This is a genomic window from Micromonospora sp. NPDC048999 (assembly GCF_040649295.1).
In the GTDB taxonomy this organism is placed as follows: domain Bacteria; phylum Actinomycetota; class Actinomycetes; order Mycobacteriales; family Micromonosporaceae; genus Micromonospora.
This window is the reverse complement of record NZ_JBEZFI010000011.1, coordinates 19,771-40,632: the sequence shown is the minus strand read 5'-3', so window position 1 is coordinate 40,632 and position 20,862 is coordinate 19,771. Positions and strand designations below refer to the sequence as shown.

14 protein-coding genes are annotated in these 20,862 nt (G+C 69.8%); 5 read left to right on the top strand and 9 right to left on the bottom strand.

Going from position 1 to position 20,862, the window contains the following annotated elements:
• Positions 1–22: 22 nt before the first annotated feature.
• Positions 23–2,119, top strand: coding sequence for an alpha-glucuronidase (locus tag AB0C02_RS15130; RefSeq protein WP_357548470.1), 2,097 nt, complete (start codon positions 23–25; stop codon positions 2,117–2,119).
• A 47-nt stretch (positions 2,120–2,166) separates the two neighbouring features.
• Here AB0C02_RS15130 and AB0C02_RS15125 read toward each other — a convergent pair whose 3' ends face one another.
• Genes AB0C02_RS15125 through AB0C02_RS15110 form a run of 4 tightly spaced genes read right to left on the bottom strand, consistent with a single transcriptional unit; the run spans position 2,167 to position 7,573 of the window.
• Positions 2,167–4,491, bottom strand: a complete 2,325-nt coding sequence (locus AB0C02_RS15125; RefSeq protein ID WP_357548468.1) for a glycoside hydrolase family 3 N-terminal domain-containing protein — start codon at positions 4,489–4,491, stop codon at positions 2,167–2,169.
• 39 nt (positions 4,492–4,530) lie between these two features.
• On the bottom strand, positions 4,531–5,397 hold the full coding sequence (locus AB0C02_RS15120; protein ID WP_357548628.1) for a carbohydrate ABC transporter permease: 867 nt from the start codon (positions 5,395–5,397) through the stop codon (positions 4,531–4,533).
• A complete protein-coding gene (locus AB0C02_RS15115; RefSeq protein ID WP_357548467.1) occupies positions 5,394–6,392 on the bottom strand; it encodes a sugar ABC transporter permease in 999 nt (332 codons plus the stop codon). Before AB0C02_RS15115 ends, AB0C02_RS15120 begins: the two co-directional genes overlap by 4 nt.
• Positions 6,389–7,573 carry an extracellular solute-binding protein gene (locus tag AB0C02_RS15110; RefSeq protein ID WP_357548465.1) on the bottom strand — a complete coding sequence of 395 codons (1,185 nt, stop codon included), beginning with the start codon at positions 7,571–7,573 and terminating at the stop codon, positions 6,389–6,391. Before AB0C02_RS15110 ends, AB0C02_RS15115 begins: the two co-directional genes overlap by 4 nt.
• A gap of 25 nt (positions 7,574–7,598) precedes the next feature.
• On the opposite strand from AB0C02_RS15110, the gene AB0C02_RS15105 reads away from it, so the two are divergent.
• Positions 7,599–8,840 (top strand): LacI family DNA-binding transcriptional regulator, encoded by a 1,242-nt coding sequence (locus tag AB0C02_RS15105; protein ID WP_357548463.1) that lies wholly within the window; start codon positions 7,599–7,601, stop codon positions 8,838–8,840.
• Positions 8,841–8,891: 51 nt separating this feature from the next.
• Here AB0C02_RS15105 and AB0C02_RS15100 read toward each other — a convergent pair whose 3' ends face one another.
• Positions 8,892–9,911, bottom strand: coding sequence for a LacI family DNA-binding transcriptional regulator (locus AB0C02_RS15100; protein ID WP_357548462.1), 1,020 nt, complete (start codon positions 9,909–9,911; stop codon positions 8,892–8,894).
• Between the two features lie 258 nt (positions 9,912–10,169).
• Here AB0C02_RS15100 and AB0C02_RS15095 point away from each other — a divergent pair, with 258 nt between their 5' ends.
• Both AB0C02_RS15095 and AB0C02_RS15090 read left to right on the top strand, forming a co-directional pair.
• The gene (locus tag AB0C02_RS15095) at positions 10,170–11,801 is read left to right on the top strand and encodes a glycoside hydrolase family 43 protein (protein ID WP_357548461.1); all 1,632 of its coding nucleotides are present in this window, start codon (positions 10,170–10,172) and stop codon (positions 11,799–11,801) included.
• Between the two features lie 219 nt (positions 11,802–12,020).
• Positions 12,021–13,463, top strand: coding sequence for an endo-1,4-beta-xylanase (locus AB0C02_RS15090; RefSeq protein ID WP_357548460.1), 1,443 nt, complete (start codon positions 12,021–12,023; stop codon positions 13,461–13,463).
• An 83-nt stretch (positions 13,464–13,546) separates the two neighbouring features.
• On the opposite strand, the gene AB0C02_RS15085 is transcribed toward AB0C02_RS15090, so the two are convergent.
• Together AB0C02_RS15085 and AB0C02_RS15080 are read right to left on the bottom strand one after the other, a co-directional pair.
• Positions 13,547–14,332 (bottom strand): SGNH/GDSL hydrolase family protein, encoded by a 786-nt coding sequence (locus AB0C02_RS15085; protein WP_357548459.1) that lies wholly within the window; start codon positions 14,330–14,332, stop codon positions 13,547–13,549.
• 167 nt (positions 14,333–14,499) lie between these two features.
• On the bottom strand, positions 14,500–16,185 hold the full coding sequence (locus AB0C02_RS15080; RefSeq protein ID WP_357548456.1) for a cellulose binding domain-containing protein: 1,686 nt from the start codon (positions 16,183–16,185) through the stop codon (positions 14,500–14,502).
• Positions 16,186–16,359: 174 nt separating this feature from the next.
• On the opposite strand from AB0C02_RS15080, the gene AB0C02_RS15075 reads away from it, so the two are divergent.
• A complete protein-coding gene (locus AB0C02_RS15075) occupies positions 16,360–16,779 on the top strand; it encodes a hypothetical protein (RefSeq protein WP_357548454.1) in 420 nt (139 codons plus the stop codon).
• 18 nt (positions 16,780–16,797) lie between these two features.
• Here AB0C02_RS15075 and AB0C02_RS15070 read toward each other — a convergent pair whose 3' ends face one another.
• Both AB0C02_RS15070 and icmF read right to left on the bottom strand, forming a co-directional pair.
• A complete protein-coding gene (locus AB0C02_RS15070; RefSeq protein ID WP_357548453.1) occupies positions 16,798–17,556 on the bottom strand; it encodes an SDR family NAD(P)-dependent oxidoreductase in 759 nt (252 codons plus the stop codon).
• 37 nt (positions 17,557–17,593) lie between these two features.
• On the bottom strand, positions 17,594–20,842 hold the full coding sequence (icmF, locus tag AB0C02_RS15065) for a fused isobutyryl-CoA mutase/GTPase IcmF (RefSeq protein WP_357548450.1): 3,249 nt from the start codon (positions 20,840–20,842) through the stop codon (positions 17,594–17,596).
• Positions 20,843–20,862: the final 20 nt, after the last annotated feature.

Genomic DNA, 20,862 nt, shown 5'->3' with positions numbered 1-20,862 from the left:
GCCCACTCGATCCGGAGGTCCGGTGAATACCGCACAGCCGAACGACGTACACGCCGCCTGGCTGCCGCCGGAGGCGTTCCGCGCCCTCGGGTCGCGGCACACTCTGGTCTGCGGCGAGGGCGCGCTGGTCGACACGGTGCGCCACGAGACAGCCCAGGCGTGCGCCCGGTACGGCGGCAGTCTGGACCTGCCGCCGCCCCGGCCGGCCGATGCGCGACCGGCGGCCGGCACGTCGTACGACCTGGTGCTCGCGCTGGTCCCGGCCGGCCTCCTGCCGATCACCGCTGCGGCGGTCGAGGTCGTGTACCGGCGGCGGCACGGGGCGGGGGCACTGGGCGAGGAGGGTTTCCTGCTGGCCCGGCACGCCGAGGTCACGGTGGTGCTGGCCGAGGCGCCCGCCGGGCTGCTCTACGGCCTGTACCACCTCGTCCGACTCGGCGAAGCGGCGTTCGGGCTCACCCGCCCGATGGAGCTGCACCGGCCGGCGATGCGGCTGCGGATGCTCGACCACTGGGACAACATCGACGTGCATCCGGTGATGGGCCAGGTCGAACGCGGCTACGCGGGCGGGTCGATCTTCTGGGCGAACGGCGCGCGGCGCGCGGACCTGACCCGGGTCGGGGCCTACGGACGGCTGTTGGCGGCCGGCGGCGTCAACGCGGTCGCGGTGAACAACGTGAACGTCCACGCCACGGAGATGCGACTGTTGACGGACCGGCTGGGCGACGTCGCGGCGATCGCGGACGTGCTGCGACCGTACGGGATCCGGGTGCACCTGTCCGTCAGCTTCGCCGCGCCCGTCGCCCTCGGCGGGCTGCCGGCCGCGGATCCGCTCGACGACGGCGTGCGGGCGTGGTGGGCCGACACCACCAAGCGGGTGTACGAGAGCATCCCCGACTTCGGCGGCTACGTGGTGAAGGCCGACTCCGAGGGACAGCCGGGCCCCTTCGCGTACGGGCGCAGCCACGCCGACGGGGCAAACCTCCTCGCCGACGCGCTGGCGCCGTTCGGGGGTGTGGTGCACTGGCGTGCCTTCGTCTACAACCACCGGCAGGACTGGCGCGACCGGTCGAGCGACCGGGCCCGCGCCGCCGGTGACCACTTCGCTCCGCTCGACGGGCAGTTCCGGGACAACGTGATCCTGCAGGCGAAGCACGGCCCGATGGACTTCCAGCCGCGGGAGCCGATCTCCCCGGTGATCGCGGCCATGCCCGGCACCCGGCTGGCGGTGGAGTTCCAGGTGACCCAGGAGTACACCGGCCAGCAGCGCCACGTGTGCTACCTGGCCCCCTGGTGGAGCGAGGTGCTCCGGTTCGCGCCGTGGGGCGACGACGGGCGGACCGTCGCCGACGTGGCCGCCGGCGGTTCGGCGGCCGGCGGTGGTCTGGTCGCGGTCTCCAATGTGGGCGACGATCCGTTCTGGACCGGGCACCCGCTGGCGCAGGCGAACCTGTACGCCTTCGGCCGGCTGGCCTGGGACCCACTGCTGGACCCGGTGGCGGTGCTGGACGAGTGGATCGAGCTCACCTTCGCCGGGTCGGCGTCCGGCGGCCTCGGACCGGTGCGCCGGGCGCTGCGCGGGATCATGGACGACTCGTGGCGTACCTATGAGCGGTACACCGCTCCGCTGGGCGTCGGATTCATGGTCCGGCCCGGCCACCACTACGGGCCCGACGTGGACGGGTACGAGTACAGCCCCTGGGGCACCTACCACTTCGCCGATCGGGACGGGGTGGGCGTCGACCGCACCCGGGCGTCGGGCACCGGGTTCACCGGCCAGTACCCGCCGCCCTGGCGCGACGTGTACGAGTCGGTCGAGCGGTGCCCGGATGAGCTGCTGCTCTTCTTCCACCACGTGCCGTACGGCCACGTGCTGCACAGCGGCTCAACGGTGATCCAGCACATCTACGACACTCACTTCGCCGGGGTGGAGCAGGTGGCGGCGATGCGACGACGGTGGGAGCGGCTCGCCGACGTGGTCGATCCGGGGGTTCACGCCCGGGTGCGGGAGCGTCTCGACGAGCAGTTGCGGTGCGCCGAGGAGTGGCGGGACCAGATCAACGCCTACTTCTTCCGCAAGTCAGGGGTGCCGGACGCCCACGGCCGGCGGATCCCTTGAGAAAGGGTCCGCCGGTCGTCCACGGGGACGACCGGCGGACCGCTCCCTCAGCTGATTCCGGACGTCGTCCACCGCGGGGAGGCGTTGGTGACCGGCACGGTGTCGCCGACCAACGTGGTCAGCGCCTGGGTGTCCCGCCGCGCGCTCGTACCGACCCAGAGTTCGATGTCACCGGGCTCCACGACCCGGGTGAGCGTGCGGTCGGAGAAGGCCAGGCGGGTGGTCGGCACCGTCAGCTCGACCGTCACCGACTGGCCCGGTGCCAGGTGGACCCGCCGGTAGCCGAGCAGCTGCGCCACCGGCCGGGTCACCGAGGCCACCAGGTCGCGGCCGTAGAGCTGGACCACCTCGTCGCCGGCGACCGCGCCGGTGTTCGCCACGCGTACGGTCACGCGCAGCGCCCCGTCGGTCGGCACCGTGGCGGGCACGGTCAGGTCGGCGTGCTCGAACGTCGAGTAGGACAGGCCGTGGCCGAACGGCGCCACGGGCGCCGCCGACAGGTTGGTCACCTCGCTGCCCTCGCCGAGCGTGGGATGCAGGTATGAGTACGGCTGCGCCCCCGCCGAGCTGGGCAGGCTGACCGGCAGCTTGCCCGACGGGTTGACCCGTCCGGAAAGCACGCCGGCGATCGCACCGGCACCCTCCTCGCCGGGGAAGAACGCCTGGACCACCGCCGCGCACCGCGCCAGTGCCCAGCCGATCGCGTACGGCCGGCCGGTGACCAGCACGAGGACGACCGGCGTGCCCGTCGCCAGCACCGCCTCGACGAGCTCGCGCTGGACCCCGGGCAGCTCCAGGTCGTCGCGGTCGCAGCCCTCGCCGACCGTACCGCGCCCGAAGAGGCCGGCGTGGTCGCCGACGACCAGCACGGCGACCTGCGCGGCGGACGCCGCGGCGACTGCCTCGTCGAAACCGGACCGGTCGTCGCCGTCCACGTCGCAACCACGTGCCCAGGTGACGAGATCGGCACCGAACTCGGCACGCATCGCGTCGAGCACGGTCGGCACCTCGATGCCGGTCTCCACGTCGGGATACTGGACGAGCACATGGTTGAGGAACGAGTAGCACCCGAAGAGCGCGCCCTGCCGGTCGGCGTTCGGGCCGATGACCGCCACGCGTCGCCCCGGGGGCAGCGGAAGCACGTCCCGGTTGGCGACCAGGACGATCGACTCCTCCGCCAGGCGGCGCGCGATCGACCGGTGCTCGGGCGAGTCGAGGTCGACCACCTGGGGCGGTTCGTCGGTGAAGGTGGCGTCGAGCAGCCCGAGGTCCAGCTTCTGGCGCAGGACCCGCAGCACGGCCCGGTCGATGAGCGCCTCGTCGAGCGTGCCGGCCCGCACCGTCTCCCGCAGGGTCAGGTAGGCGTCGCCCGTCGGCAGCTCGATGTCGACACCGGCGGTCAGCGCCTGCACGGCCGCCTCCGCGTGGTCGCCCGCGACGTGGTGCAGCAGGTTCAGGAACGCCACGCCGTAGTAGTCGGCCACCACCGTGCCGTCGAAGCCCCACCTGTCCCGCAGCACGCCGGTCAGCATCGTCGGGTCGGCGGCGACGGGCACGCCGTCGATCTCGGCGTACGAGTGCATGACGGAGCGCGCGTTGCCGTCGAGGATCGCCATCTCGAACGGGAGGAACAGCACGTCGGCGAGCTCCCGCGGGCCGGCGTGCACGGGGGCGAAGTTGCGCCCGGCGCGCGAGGCGGAGTAGCCGGCGAAGTGCTTCAAGGTGGCGTGCACCCCCTGCGACTGCAGGCCACGCACGTACGACGTGCCGACGGTCCCGACCAGGTAGGGGTCTTCGGAGATGCACTCGTCGACCCGACCCCAGCGCGGGTCGCGGATCACGTCGAGCACCGGGGCGAGTCCCTGGTGAATGCCCAGGTCCCGCATCGACGCCCCGATCGCCGCGGCCATCTCGGTGACGAGTTCGGGATCGAACGCGGCACCCCACGCCAGTGGGGTGGGGAAGGTGGCCGCCCGCCACGCCGACAGCCCGGTGAGACACTCCTCGTGGACGATCGCCGGTATGCCGAGCCGCGTGCCCGTCACCAGGTCCGACTGGAACTTCCACAGCCATGATGCGCGCGCGGCGGCGTCAACGGGACGTGTGCCATAGGCCCGGGTGAGGTGGCCGAGCCCGTGCCGGGAAAAGTCCTCGAGCTTGGCGACGTCGCCGAACTCGCCCTGCAGCGGTGCGACGGCCTCGCCGTCTTCCTTCTCCCAGAAGCCGACGAGCTGCGCGATCTTCTCCTCGATCGTCATCCGGCCGAGCAGCTCGCGTACGCGTGCCTCGCCGTCGTGCCCGTCCGGCCGGTCGTGGTCCGGACCTGCCTGAGCCGGCGCCGGCCCGTCCACCGTCCCGCGGACCTCAGTCATGCTGTGCCTCTTTCCTGGTTGTGCTCGTACCGCTGTCGTTCAGCCCTTGACCGCGCCCTGCAGGCCACCGACGATCTGCTTCTCGGCGAGCGTGAAGAAGAGCAGTGCCGGCAGCATTGCCAGCGACGTGAAGGCGAGGACACCCGCCGTGTCGGTGGTGTACTGGCTGGAGAAGTTCTGCACGCCCAACGGCAGAGTGTGCAGGTTGACATCGCTGAGGACCAGCAGCGGCAGGAGGAACGCGTTCCAGCTCGCCACGAACGCGAGGACCCCGACGGTGACGAGCGCGGGCCGCGACAGCGGCAGCGCGATGCGCCAGAGGAAGCCGAGCCGGCCGGTGCCGTCGATCGCGGCGGCGTCCTCCAACTCGCGGGGGATGGCGGACAGGAAGGGCCGCAGGATCACGATCGTGAGCGGCAAGGAGAAGGCGACCTGCGGGAGGATCACGGCGTAGTAGGAGTTGGTCAGGCTCAGGTCGCGCAACATGAGGTAGAGCGGCAGGATCGCCGCCCCGGCCGGGAAGAGCAGCCCGAGGGTGAAGAAGGTGTAGAGCACCTCACGCCCGCGGAACGTGTACCGGGCGAGCACGAACGCGGCGCAGACACCGAGCACCACGACGCCGAGCGTCGTGCCCAGGGCGATCACCGCGCTGTTGAACGCCTGCTGCCAGAAGTTGCTCTGCGTCAACACCCTGGCGTAGTTGTCCCAGACCCAGGGGTCGGGCAGCCCGGCCGGGTCCGCGACGATCTGCGGGGTGGTACGGAAGCCGCCGACGATCACATAGATCACCGGGGCGATCGACACGCCCGCGACCGCGAGCGCCAGCGCGTACGTGAGCGGGGTGCTCCACGACACCGGGCGGCGCGCGGAGGACGGTGAGGGTAGGGCGTTCGCGGCCACGGTCAGTTCACCTTCCGGGTGAGGGCGCCCTCGATGTCCCGACGGAGCAGGAAGCGCTGGAACAGCAGGGCCGCGACGAACGAGATGACGAACAGGATCACGGCCACCGCGTTGCCGTAGCCCCACAGTCGGGCGAAGAACCCGTTGTCCACCATGTATGTCGCCATGGTGGCCGACGCGCCGAGCGACCGCACCGCGGGTACCGAGGTCACCCAGATCATGTCGAAGATCTGCAGCGAACCGATCATCGACAGGAACATCCAGATCCGGATCGTCGGGCCCAGCAGCGGAAGCGTGATGTGTCGCTGGATCTGCCACCAGCTCGCGCCGTCGATCGCGGCGGCCTCGGTCAGCTCGTCCGGCACGTTCGACAGGCCGGCGAGCAGGAGGATGATGGCGAAGCCGACGTACTTCCAGGTGAGGACGAACAGCAGCGTCCAGATCACGACGTCGAGGTCGGCGAGCCACGCCTGCACCATGCTGCCCAGTCCCAGCGATCGCAGCAGCTGGTCGACCGTGCCGTCGGTGGTCAGGATCAGCTTCCACATGATGCCGACGGTGACTTCGGCGAGCACGTAGGGCACGAACACCAGCAGGCGGAACACGGCGCGTCCGCGGAAGCGGCGGTTGAGCAGCAGGGCGATGCCCAGGGCGACGGGGCCCTGGATCAGCAGCGACCCGAACACGATGATGGCGTTGTTGCGCAACGCGTCGAGGAAGATCGGATCCTGGAAGGCGAGCTTGTAGTTGTTGAAACCGACGTACTCGGTGGGCGGTCCTACCCCACGCCAGCGGTAGAGGCTGTAGTAGACCGCGAAGCCCATCGGCACCAGCACGAACATCACGTAGACGACGACGGCCGGCGTCGTGAGACCGATGATCTCGTACCACTTGCGTCGAGTGCCGGCCGCGCGGGCGGACGAACGTCCGGCCGGCCGGAGACCCGCCGGCGGCGCGGAAGCGCCGCCGGCGGGGTTCAGGGTTGGGTTGGTGGAGGTCACTTGCTTGCGGCCGCCTTCATGGCCGAGACAACCTGCTCGGGCGTGCCGGTGCCCGCGAAGATGGCGACGATCCCATCGTTCATCGCGTTGCCGACCGTGCTGCCGAAGGCCGTGTCCAACCAGAGCTGTACGTAGGTCGCGTTGGACGTGGCCTCCAGGATGGACTTCAGCGCGGGATCTTCGACCCCGCCCTCCGCGCCCTTGGCGACGGGTAGACCGGTCCCGGTGTCGGCGTAGGCCTTCTGCACGTCGGGGCTCACGATGTACTTGAGGAACTCGACGCACTCGGCCGGGGCGTTCTTGGCGCAGGCGAAGCCGTCGCCGCCGCCGAGGGCCGCCTTCGGGTCACCCGCGGATCCGGCGATCGCCGGCACGGGGAACCAGCCGAGGAACTTGGCCAGGGCGGCCTTGTCCGTGGCGACACTGTCCAGGGTGCCCCTGTTCCAGTCGCCCATGAGTTCCATCGCGGCCTTGCCGTTGGCGAGCAGGCCGTTCGCGCTGGTCGGGTCGTTCTGGCCCGGCGTGGCGATGAAGTTGGGCTGGAACGGCTTGGTGTCGATGAACTTCTTCAGGTCCTCGCCGGCCTTCACGAAGCACGGGTCGTCGAAGACCCGGTCGACCGAGGCCTTCTTCAGCGTGTCGACCGAGCAGGCGCGCAGCGCGAAGTTGTACCACCAGTGCGCGGCCGGCCACTTGTCACCGGCGCCCACGGCGATCGGGATGACGTTGATCGCCTTGAGCTTGGTGACCGCGTCGTTGAGCTCATCGAACGTGGTCGGCGGAGCGGCGATGCCCGCCTTCTCGAACATGTCCTTGTTGTACCAGATGCCCTCGATGCCCATCCGGAACGGCAGGCCGTACTGCCGGCCATTCACCTGCCAGATCTCGGTGGCGCTGCCGATGTTGGCAACCTCCCCCTTGACCTGGTCGGTGATGTCCTTGAGGTAGTCGGCCTCCACCTGCTCGCGGATCTCGCCACCGCCCCACGCCTGGAAGATGTCCGGCGGGTCATTGCTCAGGAGCGCGGCGGGGAGCCGGGTGCGCTGGAGTTGGTTGGTCTCGATCGCCTCGATCTTGATCGTGACGCTCGGGTGAAGGTCATGGAAGTCCTTGGCGACCTTCTCCCAGTAGGTCTTGCCGGGCCCGTCCTGGGAGGCGTTGTGCCACCAGGTCAGGGTCACCGGGTTCTTGTACAGCTCATTCTCGGTGGGCGCTCCACTGTCGCCGCTGTTGCATCCGGCGGCAAGGAGTCCACTGGTCATCAGCAGCGCCAGGGCGGCGCCTGCGCGGCGCTTTATCGCCATCGATTTCTCCTCGACTAGTCAGTCGCGGTGCTTGGCCTGCCGGCGAGTTTTACAGCCACCTACCTCGATGTCAATCGGTATCGATAACGTTTTCGACTCGCTGGTGACGGTGCCCGGAAGGCCCTCTATGATCGTCGGCGTGGCGTTTCCGCAGCGCGTCAAGATGTCGGATGTGGCTCGTGCCGCCGGCGTCTCGGTGGCGACCGTTTCGAAAGTTGTCAATGGCCGGTACGGCGTGGCACAAGCGACCGTGGAACGTGTCCAGCAGGTCATCCACGACCTCGGGTACGAGGCCAGCCTGGGCGCGCAGAGCCTGCGCAGCCACCGCACGAACGTGCTGGGCATCCTGGTCGCCGAGTTTGAGCCGTTCTCCACGGAGTTACTCAAGGGCGCGTCTCGGGAGATCGCCGGCAGCGGGTACCAACTCCTGGCGTACTCCGGCGGCGAGGGCGACCGCGCCGCCGCCGGGTGGGAACGCCGGTCGCTGGCCCGCCTGTCCGGCACGCTCATCGACGGGGCCGTGATCGTCACGCCGACCGTGGTCGAGACCAAGCCGGGCTTCCACGTCGTGGCCGTCGACCCCCACACAGGCCCATCCGGCCTGCCCACCGTCGACTCGGACAACTTCGCCGGCGCCATGCTCGCCACCAACCACCTCCTGTCACTCGGCCATCGCCGCATCGGACACATCAGTGGACGCCCAGACCTCGAATCGGCGCGCCTGCGTGAGGCGGGCTTCCGCAAGGCCATGGCCGACGCCGACGTGGCAGTGGACGAGAGGCTCGTACGCGTCGGCGGGTTCAAGATCGAGAGCGCAGCCGACACGGCCGCGGAACTGCTCGCGCTTCCCGATCGGCCGACCGCGATCTTCGCGGGAAACGACCTCTCGGCGATCTCCACGATGGATACCGCCAGACGTCTGGGCCTCACGGTGCCCGACGACCTGTCCGTGATCGGCTTCGACAACGTCCCGGAGTCGGCGCTGGTCGACCCACCACTCACGACGATCATGCAACCGCTGCAGCGCATGGGCGCCGAGGCGCTGCGCCTGCTCGTCGACCTGATCGGCGGCGTCGAGCGCGACACGCACATCCAGCTGCCCACCGAGCTGGTCATCCGGGCCTCCTGCCGTCCCCACCGCTGACGCCGTGGCCGAGCTACGCACCTGCCGGCCGTCGCTGTTCCGTCACCCGAGTCAGGCGAGCAGCGGGGCGACGCTGTCGCGGACGATGAGTTCGGTGGCCAGTTCCACCCGAGGGCTCTCGATCCGCTCGCCCTGGGCCAGGCGCAGGACCGTACGGGCCGCGAGCAGGCCCATCTCAGCGAGGGGCTGCCGGACGGTGGTCAGCGGCGGGGAGCACCACCGAACCTCCGGCAGGTCGTCGAAACCGACGACGCTGATGTCGTCGGGCACCCGTAGGCCGCATTGCCGTACGGCTTCGTAGACGCCGAGTGCCATCTGATCGCTGGAGGCGAAGATGGCGGTGGGCGGCTCGGGCAGGCGCAGTAGTTGGCTGCCGCCGGCGAACCCGGCCTCGTGGTAGAAGTTGCCCGGACGGACCAGCCTGTCGTCAACGCTGAGACCGGCCGTCTCCAGCGCCGCCCGGTAACCGTCGAGGCGCGCACGGCTACACATCAGCTGCGGCGGCCCGGCGATGAAGCCGATCCGCCGGTGGCCGAGACCGAGCAGGTACTCGGTGGCGCGCAGACTGCCCAGCCAGTTGGTCACGCCGATCGTGGGCGCCTCCTGCGGGGGCACCCCGGCGGGGTCGACGATGACGACGGGGATGTTGAGGCGGCGCAGCTCGGCCTGTAGCGGCGGCTCCAGGGTGGAGGTCACGAAGATGACCCCTTCGGTGGAGCGGGTGCGCATGTTGTCCAGCCACTTCTTGGCCGACGAGCTGCGCCGATGGATCGCGGACACCACGGTGCCGATGCCGGCCGCGTGTGCGACATCCTCGACCCCACGGATGATCTCGACCGCCCACGGGCTGTCCAGGTCGTTGAAGACCAGATCGATCAGGCCGGAGCTGGCCCGCATGCTCGGCGGGCGGCGGCGGTAGCCGTGCCGGCTGAGCAACTCCTCGACCCGTTCCCGGGTCTGCGGCGCGACGTCGGAGCGCCCGTTGATGACCCGCGAGACGGTGGGCACCGAGACGCCGGCCAGGCGCGCGATCGTCGCGATGGTGACTTTCCGGGAATCGTCCGAGGCCACGGGTCGCCCCTCCATCATCGCCCGAGCCTCGACGGGAAGCTTCCCGACCCCGGCCGCCACGGCGGCCCGACCCCGGAACTTCCGGTCGGGTGCCGGTATTCTTGATTGTTGGCGGGCACGTTATGACGCCGCACCTTCCAGGTCAAGGCCTCTGTCCTATCTCAACCCGAACCGATACGGTGGGACGAGCTTTCGGAAACTTCCGGGCAGCTCACTTCCGGAAGTTCATCTTCAGGACCTCGACCGGAGGAACCAGGCATGCCGACCGAGCTCACGGACGTGGCCACCATCGCCCGGGCGATCCGCAACCCGGTCCTCACCGGGTTCCATCCGGACCCCTCGATCCTGCGGGTGGGTGACGACTACTACCTGGCCACCTCGACCTTCGAGTGGTATCCGGGCGTCCGCCTCCACCACTCCCGCGACCTCGTCCACTGGCGCGCGCTGGGCGGCATCATCACCGACCGTCGCCTGCTGGACCTGCGCGGCTGCGGGGACTCCAACGGCGTGTGGGCCCCCGACCTGTCGTACCACGACGGCCTGTTCCACCTGGTCTACAGCGACGTCGCCAGCTTCTCCAGCGGCTACTGGGACCCGCAGAACTACCTGGTCACCGCCCCGGACATCACCGGGCCGTGGTCGGACCCGGTGAAGCTGCACGCGCACGGTTTCGACGCCTCGCTCTTCCACGACTCCGACGGGAGCACCTGGCTGCTGAGCATGAGCGCGGACTGGCGCCCGGGGCGCGATCGCTTCGGCGGTATCGAGATCCAGCGCTACGACCCTGAGCAGCGCCGGCTGGTCGGCGAGGCCCGAATCATCTTCCGCGGCACCTCCGCGGGCCTGACCGAGGGGCCGCACCTGCACCAGCGGGACGGCTGGTACTGGCTGGTCACCGCCGAGGGTGGCACCAGCTGGGAACACCAGGTCACCGTCGCCCGGTCACGTCACCTGCACGGCCCCTACCTGGCCGACCCGCACGGTCCGCTGCTCACCTCGGCGGGCCGTCCGGAGCTGAGGCTACAGAAGGCCGGGCACGGAAGTCTGGTGGAGACCCAGCACGGCGAGTGGTACCTGGCTCACCTGGTGGGCCGCCCCTACACCCAGCGGGGCAAGTGCGTGCTCGGACGGGAGACCGCGATCCAGAAGGTCGACTGGCCCACCGGCGAGTGGCCGCGGATCCCCGGTGGCGTGCCGGCAGAGGCCATTCCCGCGCCGGACCTGCCCGCGCACCCCTGGCCGGACGAGCCGGCGACCGACCATTTCGACGCTCCCCAACTGGCCACGTGCTGGTCGACGCTGCGCCGCCCGGCGAGTCCGGACTGGCTGGACCTGCGGGCACGCCCGTCCCACCTGCGGATCTACGGCGGACAGTCGCCGGTCGGCAAGCAGACGCCCAGCCTGGTCGGCCGGCGGGTCGGTGCGACGCGCTGCTCGCTGGAGACCGTGGTCGAGTTCGACCCGGTCAACCACCGGCACCTGGCCGGTCTCACCGCTTACTACAACACCATGAACTGGCACTACCTCTACCTGACCCGGTCAGACGACGGCCGAGTGGTGCTGGAGCTGCTCAGCTGCGACCGGGGGCGGCGGATCGTCCACCCGGACCTCACCGTCGACGTCGCCGCCGCGGCTCGGGTCGGTCTGCGCGCCGAGTTCGACGGGCCGGTGGTGCGCTTCGGCTACGACCTCGGCGCCGGCTGGCGGGAGCTGCCGGTGGAACTGGACGCGATGATCCTCTCCGACGAGCACGCCGCGCTGATCATCGACGACGAACCGGCGGCCTGGGGCTTCACCGGCGCCTTCCTCGGCCTATGGGTGCAGGATCTCGGCAACGACGGCGTCCACGCCGACTTCGACCACGCCACCTACCTCGAACACTGCCGGTAGGCGCCCACCCGACGACGGTGGGGTCGGTCCTTGCCGGCCCCGCCGTTGAGAATTCGGAAAACTCCCGGTACTTTTTCGAGAGACAACCTTCGATCAGCTCACGGTGGACGGGAGACGATCCCGATCCGCGCGGCCTCCGGGCGGCCGCGCAGCGAGCCGACCACCGTGGCGGGCAGCGGTCGAAGCGCCTTCCTCACTCGACTATCGAAAGGCTTCCTGATGGACAAGGTGCTTGCCCGCGGCAGCGGGACCCCGACGCCCCGGCCACGCGCGCGTACCGCCCTGACGTTGGCGGCGGCCGGTGTCGCCGTGTTCGCCGTGACGGTGGCGGTGGCGACCAGCGCCAGCGCCGGCACGACCCTGGGGTCCTCGGCGGCGGAATCGGGCCGCTACTTCGGTGCCGCGGTCGCGGCGAACAAGCTGTCCGACAGCACGTACGTCGGCATCTTGAACCGCGAGTTCAACATGGTCACCCCCGAGAACGAGATGAAGTGGGACGCCACCGAGCCGTCCCAGAACCAGTTCAACTACACCAACGGCGACCGCATCGTCAGCCACGCGCAGGCCAACGGCATGCGGGTGCGTGGGCACGCCCTGGCGTGGCACTCGCAGCAGCCCGGCTGGGCGCAGAACCTGAGCGGCACCGCGCTGCGCTCGGCGATGACCAACCACGTCACCCAGGTCGCCACCCACTACAAGGGCAAGATCTACGCCTGGGACGTGGTGAACGAGGCCTTCGACGACGGCGGCAACGGCGCCCGGCGGGACTCGAACCTGCAGCGCACCGGCAACGACTGGATCGAGGTGGCCTTCCGCACCGCCCGCACGGCCGACCCCGGCGCGAAGCTCTGCTACAACGACTACAACACCGACGGGCAGAACGCGAAGTCCAACGCCGTGTACGCGATGGTGCAGGACTTCAAGGCCCGTGGCGTGCCGATTGACTGCGTCGGCTTCCAGTCCCACTTCAACCCCAACTCGCCGGTGCCCAACGACTACCAGGCCAACCTGCAGCGCTTCGCCAACCTCGGCGTCGACGTGCAGATCACCGAGCTGGACATCGAGGGTTCCGGCACCGCCCAGGCCGACAACTACAGCAAGGTCGTCAAGGCCTGCCTGGCCGTGTCCCGCTGCACCGGCCTCACCGTCTGGGGCATCCGCGACAGCGACTCGTGGCGCGCCAGCGGCACGCCGCTGCTCTTCGACGGCAACGGCAACAAGAAGGCGGCGTACACCTCGACGCTCAACGCGTTGAACGGCGGTGGCACCACCCCGCCGACCACTGCTCCGCCGACCACCACTCCCCCGACGACCGCTCCCCCGACCACCGCGCCGCCCACGACCGCGCCGCCGACCACCCCGCCGGCGGGCGGCGGCTGCACCGCAACCCTGAGCCTCAACCAGTGGCAGGGCGGCTTCGTCACCTACGTCACCGTCAAGATCGGCGCAAGCCCGGCCAACGGGTGGACCGTCGGGCTCACCCTGCCCAGCGGGGCGGTCATCACCAACACCTGGAGCGCCACCCCCAGCGGCACCACCGGGACGGTCACCTTCCGGAACGTCGACTACAACGGCCAGCTCGGTGCCGGAGCCAGCACCGAGTTCGGCTTCCAGGGCAACGGCGTCGGCCCGTCCGGCACCGCCACCTGCACCGTTCGCTGATTTACCGTGGCCCGGCGCGGGACTTCCCGCGCCGGGCCACCCTGCGGCCTGCGCCCGGTTGACCGGTCGCAGGCCGCGGTGCCTCAGGCGCGCAGGGCGGCTTCGACGATGTTCGCGTATCCGGCGTGTCCGCTCCGGTTCGGGTGGTACGACTCACCGATCGGCAGGGACGTGCCGTTGATCCACTCGACGGCGTCGCAGACGGCGTGCCCGGTGAACGGGCCGCGCGCGTCCACGAAACCGAATCCCCGCGCCTCGGCCCTGGCCTTGATCGTGGTCGCCAGGAGGTCGGCGGTCGCGTTCAGCTCGGCCTGCTCGCCGGGCGAGATGCGGGCGATGACATTGCATTCGACGCCGTTGAAAAGCCGTGGGTAACCGACCACGGCCACCCGTGCGTTCGGGGCGAGCGTGCGGATCTTGGTGTAAAGCTGATCGAGCTGGCCGGGCAGGGTGTTGCGGATGTAGGCGTTGGCCTTGTCGATGTCGCCCCAGCAGGTGAACGGCCAGGGCTTGGCGCACTGCGTGATCACTGACGACCAGCCGATGTCGTTGCCGCCCGCGCTGACGGTGACGTAGCGGGTGCTGGCGTTGAGGCTGCTGAGTTGTCCGTTGAGGACGTCGGGGACCTTCGCCCCGGCGCAGGCGGCGAAGGTGAGCGTCGCGCCGAGCCGGGCCGCGTCGAGCACCGGGTACGCGTACGGCGAGCGCTGGCAACTGCTGTTGTCGTAGTACTCGCGGGTGCCGGTGCCGGAGGAGTACGAGTCGCCGAGCGCCGTGTAGGCGGGTGCGGCGGCGTGCGCGGGAGGTGCGACGAGCACGATCGAGAGCACTGCCAGCAGGGGTACGGCGGCGCGGAATGAGAGGCGCATGTGGGCTCCATCACGTGGGGGTGAGTGGTGCGCACATCGTGCCAGAAACATTGAAGATCATAAAGATCGACCGGGGCCGGGGCTCGTTCGGGAAGGGGGCGCGCCCGGTGCGGAGTCATGCCCCGCCTCCGCACCGGGCTCTGGCAGACCCACCGAGGGCGGCGGACCTATCTGGCAGCGCAGGTGGGGGTCATTCCGGTGCCGGTACCGGTGCCCTGGAAGCCGAACTCGGTCGACTGTCCAGGTGCGATGGAGCCGTTGTAGCTGACGTTGGTGAACTGCACAGTGCCGGTGCTCCCGCTGGGGTTGGCGTTCCAGGCGTTGGTGACGCTCGCGCCCGACGGCAGGGGCATGGAGACCGTCCAGCCGTTGACCGGCGAGGTGCCGGCGGTGACCCGTACCGTGGCGACGAAGCCGCCGACCCACTGGTCGATCGAGACCGACGCCGTACAGCGGCTGCCGGCCGGTGGGGTGGTCGGAGGAGCGGTGGTCGGAGGAGCAGTCGTCGGAGGAGCGGTGGTCGGAGGGGCAGTCGTCGGAGGAGCGGTGGTCGGAGGCGCATTCGTCGGGGGCGCGGTCGGGCCGTCGGTGAGGGCCGGCGTCTGCCAGTCCCGCCACTCGGCCAGGTTGCCGGCCTTGCGACTCGAGATCCGGAAGGTGCCCGCGGCATTGCCCGTCTTCAGCAGGAACTTCTGGATGCTCTGCTGCAAGGGGGTCCGCCACTCGGGCCTGATGGCGCAGTGGTTCCCGTCCTGGATGTCGGACCAGTAGGTGATGTTGTCGCCCGCGCCGAGCGCCTTGTAGACCTCCGCACCGGCCAGGGCCGCCACGCTCCCGGATTTGGCACTCAGCCAGTCAATGTGGGGATTCTCCATGATGAACAGCCCCCGGGGCGCGACCATGGCCACCATCTCGTGGGTGTCCACCGGGAGCGTCGCCGGGTTGCCCGTGAAGGAACCGAAAGCGTCGCCGAGCCACGGTTGCTCTCCGTAGGCGCTGCTCAGCGGCTGGCCGCCCGATTCCCCGGGAATCCCGCGGAAGATGGGAACGCCGCCGCTACCCGACTCGATGGGCATGGTCAGCGCGATGCGCTGATCGAACGCACCGGTCACGAAGGCGCCCTTGCCGTACCGGGAACAGCCCGTGACCCCGGTCGCGTCCGCCTTGAGGATGCCGCCGCCCGACTGCTCAATGACGTCGATGATGCGGCTCACGCCCCAGGCCCAGGCCAGGAGCAGACCGGTGCTGCTCGATGAGCCGTAGATGCTGTAGAACGCGCCTTGCTTGTTGTTGCGCGGTGTGCCCTCCTTCCCCACTGCGAGGGGGTCGTAGCTGATGACGGCGGCACCGGCGGCCTTGATGGTGGCCGTGTCGGCGCCGAGTCCTCCCACGACGACGACGGCCGGGAAAGGTCCGGGGCCACTCGGCAGCTCGACCTTCGCCGAGAAGCTGGAACTCTTGCCCTGGTCCGTCACGTTCACGGTGATGCTGGAGCTGGAGACAGTTCCCGAAACCGTTGCCGGCTTTCGGGGTTTCCTGCCGTAGACGTACCTCTCGGCCAGGTCCTTGATTTCCGCTCGTCGGCACCGCCAGTCCGACTTGGCGGAGATCCGCGTGCCGTTGAGCCTCTTGAACGGATCGGGAAGCTTGGCGTTGGCGGTCAACGAGCCTGGGTCGGGCACCGAGCAGTCGGTGCCCTCGTCCTCGACCGGCCCGGCGGCCGCGAGGAGACTGGCGGCCTCGGCGGTGGGTGTCCGCGCCACAATCGTCACCGCTCCAGCGAGCGCAAGCACCGCTGCCGCCAGCACGACGACCGTCGAACGGATCTTGGGGCGGCCCGAGCTGATGATCACTAGGGCTCTCCTTCCGGGGGTGGAAGCGACCACCTGCGATCGATGATCACGGATGCAGATATGCCCCAGAGTCGAACAGAGCAGCGTTATACGTCAATGCCTTCCGGAAAGTTTCGGCCAGGACGTCGGCGCTCACCCCAGCTCCGCACCGCTGGCTCGGCTACAGTCCGCGGCATGGTTATGGATGCGGCCGACTTGTTCGAATATGACGAACCCCTCGCCCCACACCTCACCGCGTTCGTTGCAGCGCTACGGCGTCATGCTGTGGCATGGCCGGCCGATCTCGCCGAAACCTATCTCCGCCTGCCTGACCCGGACGACCCGGCCGAGATGGCCGCGTGGCGTGAACGCGGCATCGATCTGGTGGCCTGGCTCGACGTCGTGGACGTTGCCGCGAACTTGGTTCGGGCGACCTTTGGTGCGCGGCTTAGCGGGGGACGCGTGCACTGTGACGAAATGAACGGCCACAATGTGGAGTTCCTGCAGCGGCCGACACCGGTGGCGTTCGACGCCGAGGGAACTGCCGAGGAGTTGGCGCAGGCGACGGCCGCCTGGTTCGAGGCACAATTGCGTCGGTGGGTCGGCACCCGGTGAGCACCGACCCCACCGACTTCAGCGCGGCGCCATCCGCAGGGCGCCGTCCATCCGGATGGTCTCGCCGTTGAGGTAGTCATGCTCGATGATCGACAGGGCGAGTTGGGCGTACTCGTCGGGACGGGCCAGACGCTTGGGGAACGGCACGCCGGCGGCCAGGCCCGCGCGGAACTCCTCGGAGACGGTCGCGAGCATCGGGGTGTCGACGATGCCGGGGGCGATGGTGCACACCCGGATGCCGTACTGCGCAAGATCCCGCGCCGCAGGCAGGGTCAGGCCGACGATCCCGCCCTTGGACGAGGAGTAGGCGGCCTGGCCGACCTGGCCGTCGTACGCGGCGATCGACGCGGTGTTGATGATGACACCCCGCTGCCCGTGCTCGTCGGCCTCGGTCTCGGCGATGCGCTCACTGGCCAGGGCCAGGACGTTGAAGGACCCGACCAGGTTGACCTGGACGACCTTGGCGTACAGGGCCAGGTCGTGGACGCCCTTCTTGCCGAGGATACGCGTCGACGGGCCGATGCCGGCACAGTTGACGACCGTACGCAGCGGCAGACCCGAGCCGGCCGCCTGACCCACGGCGGCCCGAACCTGCTCCGGATCGGTGACGTCGACCGCGACGTACTCGATACCGTCGCCGCCCTGGGCCCCCTCAATGCTCGCGGGCAGATCGAAGGCGAAGACCTTCGCACCCCGCTTGGCGAGCGCCTCGGCGGTGGCCGCACCCAGCCCGGACGCGCCCCCGGTCACGATGGCGGCGATGTTCTCAACGCGCATGCTTGTCCCTACTCGTTGTCGGTGTTCCCTGGTCGCGTCACACGTTCCGGCGGTACTGGCCGCCGACTTCGAAGAACGCCTCGCTGATCTGCCCGAGTGAGCAGAAGCGGACCGCGTCCATCAGCGCCTCGAAGACGTTACCGCCGCTGGTTGCGGCGGTCTTGAGCCGCTCCAGCGCGGCGGGGGCCTGCGCCGCGTGCTGGTCGTGGAAGTCCGTGAGCCGCGCGAGCTGCGATCGCTTCTCCTCGTCCGTGCCGCGCGCGAGCTCGATCGCCTGGACGGGTGCGGTGGAATCATCGGCGAGGAAGGTGTTGACACCGATGATGGGCAGCGAGCCGTCGTGCTTCTTGTGCTCGTAGAGCATCGACTCATCCTGGATCCGGCCGCGCTGGTAGCCGGTCTCCATCGCACCGAGCACTCCACCGCGGTCGGCGATCCGGTCGAACTCGGCGAGCACCGCCTCCTCGACCAGGTCGGTGAGCTGGTCGACGATGTACGAGCCCTGCAGCGCGTTCTCGTTGTCCGCCAGCCCCCACTCGGCGTCGATGATCATCTGAATGGCCAGCGCCCGGCGCACCGACTGCGCGGTGGGGGTCGTGACCGCCTCGTCGTAGGCGTTGGTGTGCAGGCTGTTGGCGTTGTCGTAGATGGCGCAGAGCGCCTGCAACGTCGTACGGATGTCGTTGAAGTCCATCTCCTGCGCGTGCAGCGACCGGCCCGAGGTCTGCACGTGGTACTTCAGCTTCTGGGCCCGTTCGCCGGCGCCGTACCGGTCGCGCATGGCGACGGCCCAGATCCGCCGGGCCACCCGCCCGATGACGGTGTACTCGGCGTCCATGCCGTTGGAGAAGAAGAACGACAGGTTGGGGGCGAAGTCGTCGATCGCCATCCCCCGCGCCAGGTACGCCTCGACGTAGGTGAAACCGTTGGCGAGGGTGAACGCCAACTGGCTGATCGGGTTCGCGCCAGCCTCGGCGATGTGGTAGCCGCTGATGCTCACCGAGTAGAAGTTGCGCACCCGCTGGGCGATGAACCACTCCTGGATGTCCGCCATGCAGCGCAGCGCGAACTCGGTGGAGAAGATGCAGGTGTTCTGCCCCTGGTCCTCCTTCAGGATGTCGGCCTGCACCGTGCCGCGCACCGTGGACAGCGCCCGGGCCCGGATCTCGGCGGCCTCGGCGGCGCTCGGCTCGCGCCCCTCGGCCTCGCGGAACCGGCCCGTCTGCTGGTCGATCACCGCGTTGAAGAACATCGCCAGGATCGCCGGGGCCGGGCCGTTGATGGTCATCGACACCGACGTGTTCGGCGCGCACAGGTCGAATCCCGCGTACAGCTCGCGCATGTCGTCGACGGTGGCGATGGACACGCCGGAGGTGCCGATCTTGCCGTAGATGTCGGGACGCTGGTCGGGGTTGCGGCCGTACAGGGTGACCGAGTCGAACGCCGTGGACAGGCGGGTCGCCGGCTGGCCGGCGCTGAGCAGGTGGAATCGGCGGTTGGTGCGGAAGGCGTCACCCTCGCCGGCGAACATCCGGGCCGGCGCCTCCTCGGTCCGCTTGAACGGGAACACCCCGGCGGTGAACGGGAAGTATCCGGGTAGGTTCTCGTCACGCAGGAACCGCAACAGCTGCCCGTCGTCACCCTCGCGCGGCAGCGCCACCCGCGGCAACCGGGTACCGGAGAGGGTCGTGCGGGTCAGCGGGGTGCGGATCTCCTTGCCGCGGACGGCGTAGACGTACTCGTCACCGTCGTAGCGGGCGCGGACATCGCGCCACTGCTCCAGCAGTTCGCGCACGTCACCGTGCAGGCCCTGCTCGGTTCGCTCCAGCAGCGCCGCGACCGACGCCTCGGCCGGGTCGCCCGCGGCCGCGAGCAGGTCCCGGGTGGTCCTCAGGTGCTGGCGGCGGCGAACGACGTCCACCTGCTCCGCCGTGGTGGCGTGGTAGCCGCGTACCGTCTGCGCGATGTCCGCCAGGTAGCGCTCCCGGCCGGTGGGCAGCACCGACCGCAGGCTGGTGGAGGTGCGGCCCGGCACGACGGGCAGCACGCCGGGGAAGCCCGACAGGCCGTGCCCACGAAGCAACTGCTTGAGGTGGTGGTAGAGGGCGGTCACGCCGTCGTCGTCGAAGCGGGCCGCGCTGGTGCCGAAGACCGGCATGTCCTGCCACGGGGTGCCGAACTGCTCGCGGTTGCGCACCATCTGCCGCGCCACGTCCCGCAGCGCGTCTTCCGCACCGCGGCGCTCGAACTTGTTGATGGCCACCACCTGGGCCAGGTCCAGCATGTCGATCTTCTCGAGCTGGCTGGGGGCGCCGTACTCCGGCGTCATCACGTACAGCGACACGTCCACGTACGGCACGATCGCCGCATCGCCCTGGCCGATGCCCGGCGTCTCGATGATGACCAGGTCGTAGCCGGCGGCCTTGCAGGCTGCCACCATGTCGTCGAGGTGATCGGGCACCTGCGCCCCAGGGGTGCGGGTCGCCAGAGAACGGAAGAACACCACGCCGGGGGCGATGCTGTTCATCCGGATCCGGTCGCCCAGCAGCGCGCCACCGCGGCGGCGGGTCGGGTCGACAGCCAGCACCGCCACCCGGACCTTGTCCTCGCTGTCCCGGCGCACCCGGCGCACCAGTTCGTCGGTCAGCGACGACTTGCCCGAGCCGCCCGTCCCGGTGATGCCGAGGACCGGAACGTTACGTGACGCCGCGGCGGCCCGGACCGCGTCGGCCAGGGCGGTGTCGGCGCCGGATTCCAGCACGGTGATCGCTCGTGCCAGCGCGGCCTCGTCGCCCGCCAGCAGTGCCTGGAGGTCGGTCCCGTGCCCCGACAGGTCGACGTCACAGTCCCGGATCAGCTCGTTGATCATGCCCGGCAGCCCCAGGCGCTGGCCGTCCTGCGGGCTGAAGATGCGTACCCCCCGCTCGGCCAGGCCCGCGATCTCCTCCGGCACGATCGTCCCGCCGCCGCCACCGAACACCCGCACGTGCCCCGCGCCGCGCTCGGCGAGGCGCTGGGCCAGGTAGCTGAAGTACTCGACGTGCCCGCCCTGGTAGGAGGAGATCGCCACCCCCTGCACGTCCTCCTGAACCGCCGCGGTCACCACCTCCTCGACGCTGCGGTCATGACCGAGGTGTACGACCTCAGCGCCCTGGCTCTGCAGCAGCCGCCGCATGATCGTGATGGCCGCGTCGTGCCCGTCGAAGAGACTGGCCGCGGTCACGAAACGCACCGGGTGCACGGGGACGTGCAGCGAAGGCCGGGAGGAGGAATTCGGCTGACTCATGGCACTCCTATGCCGAGGGG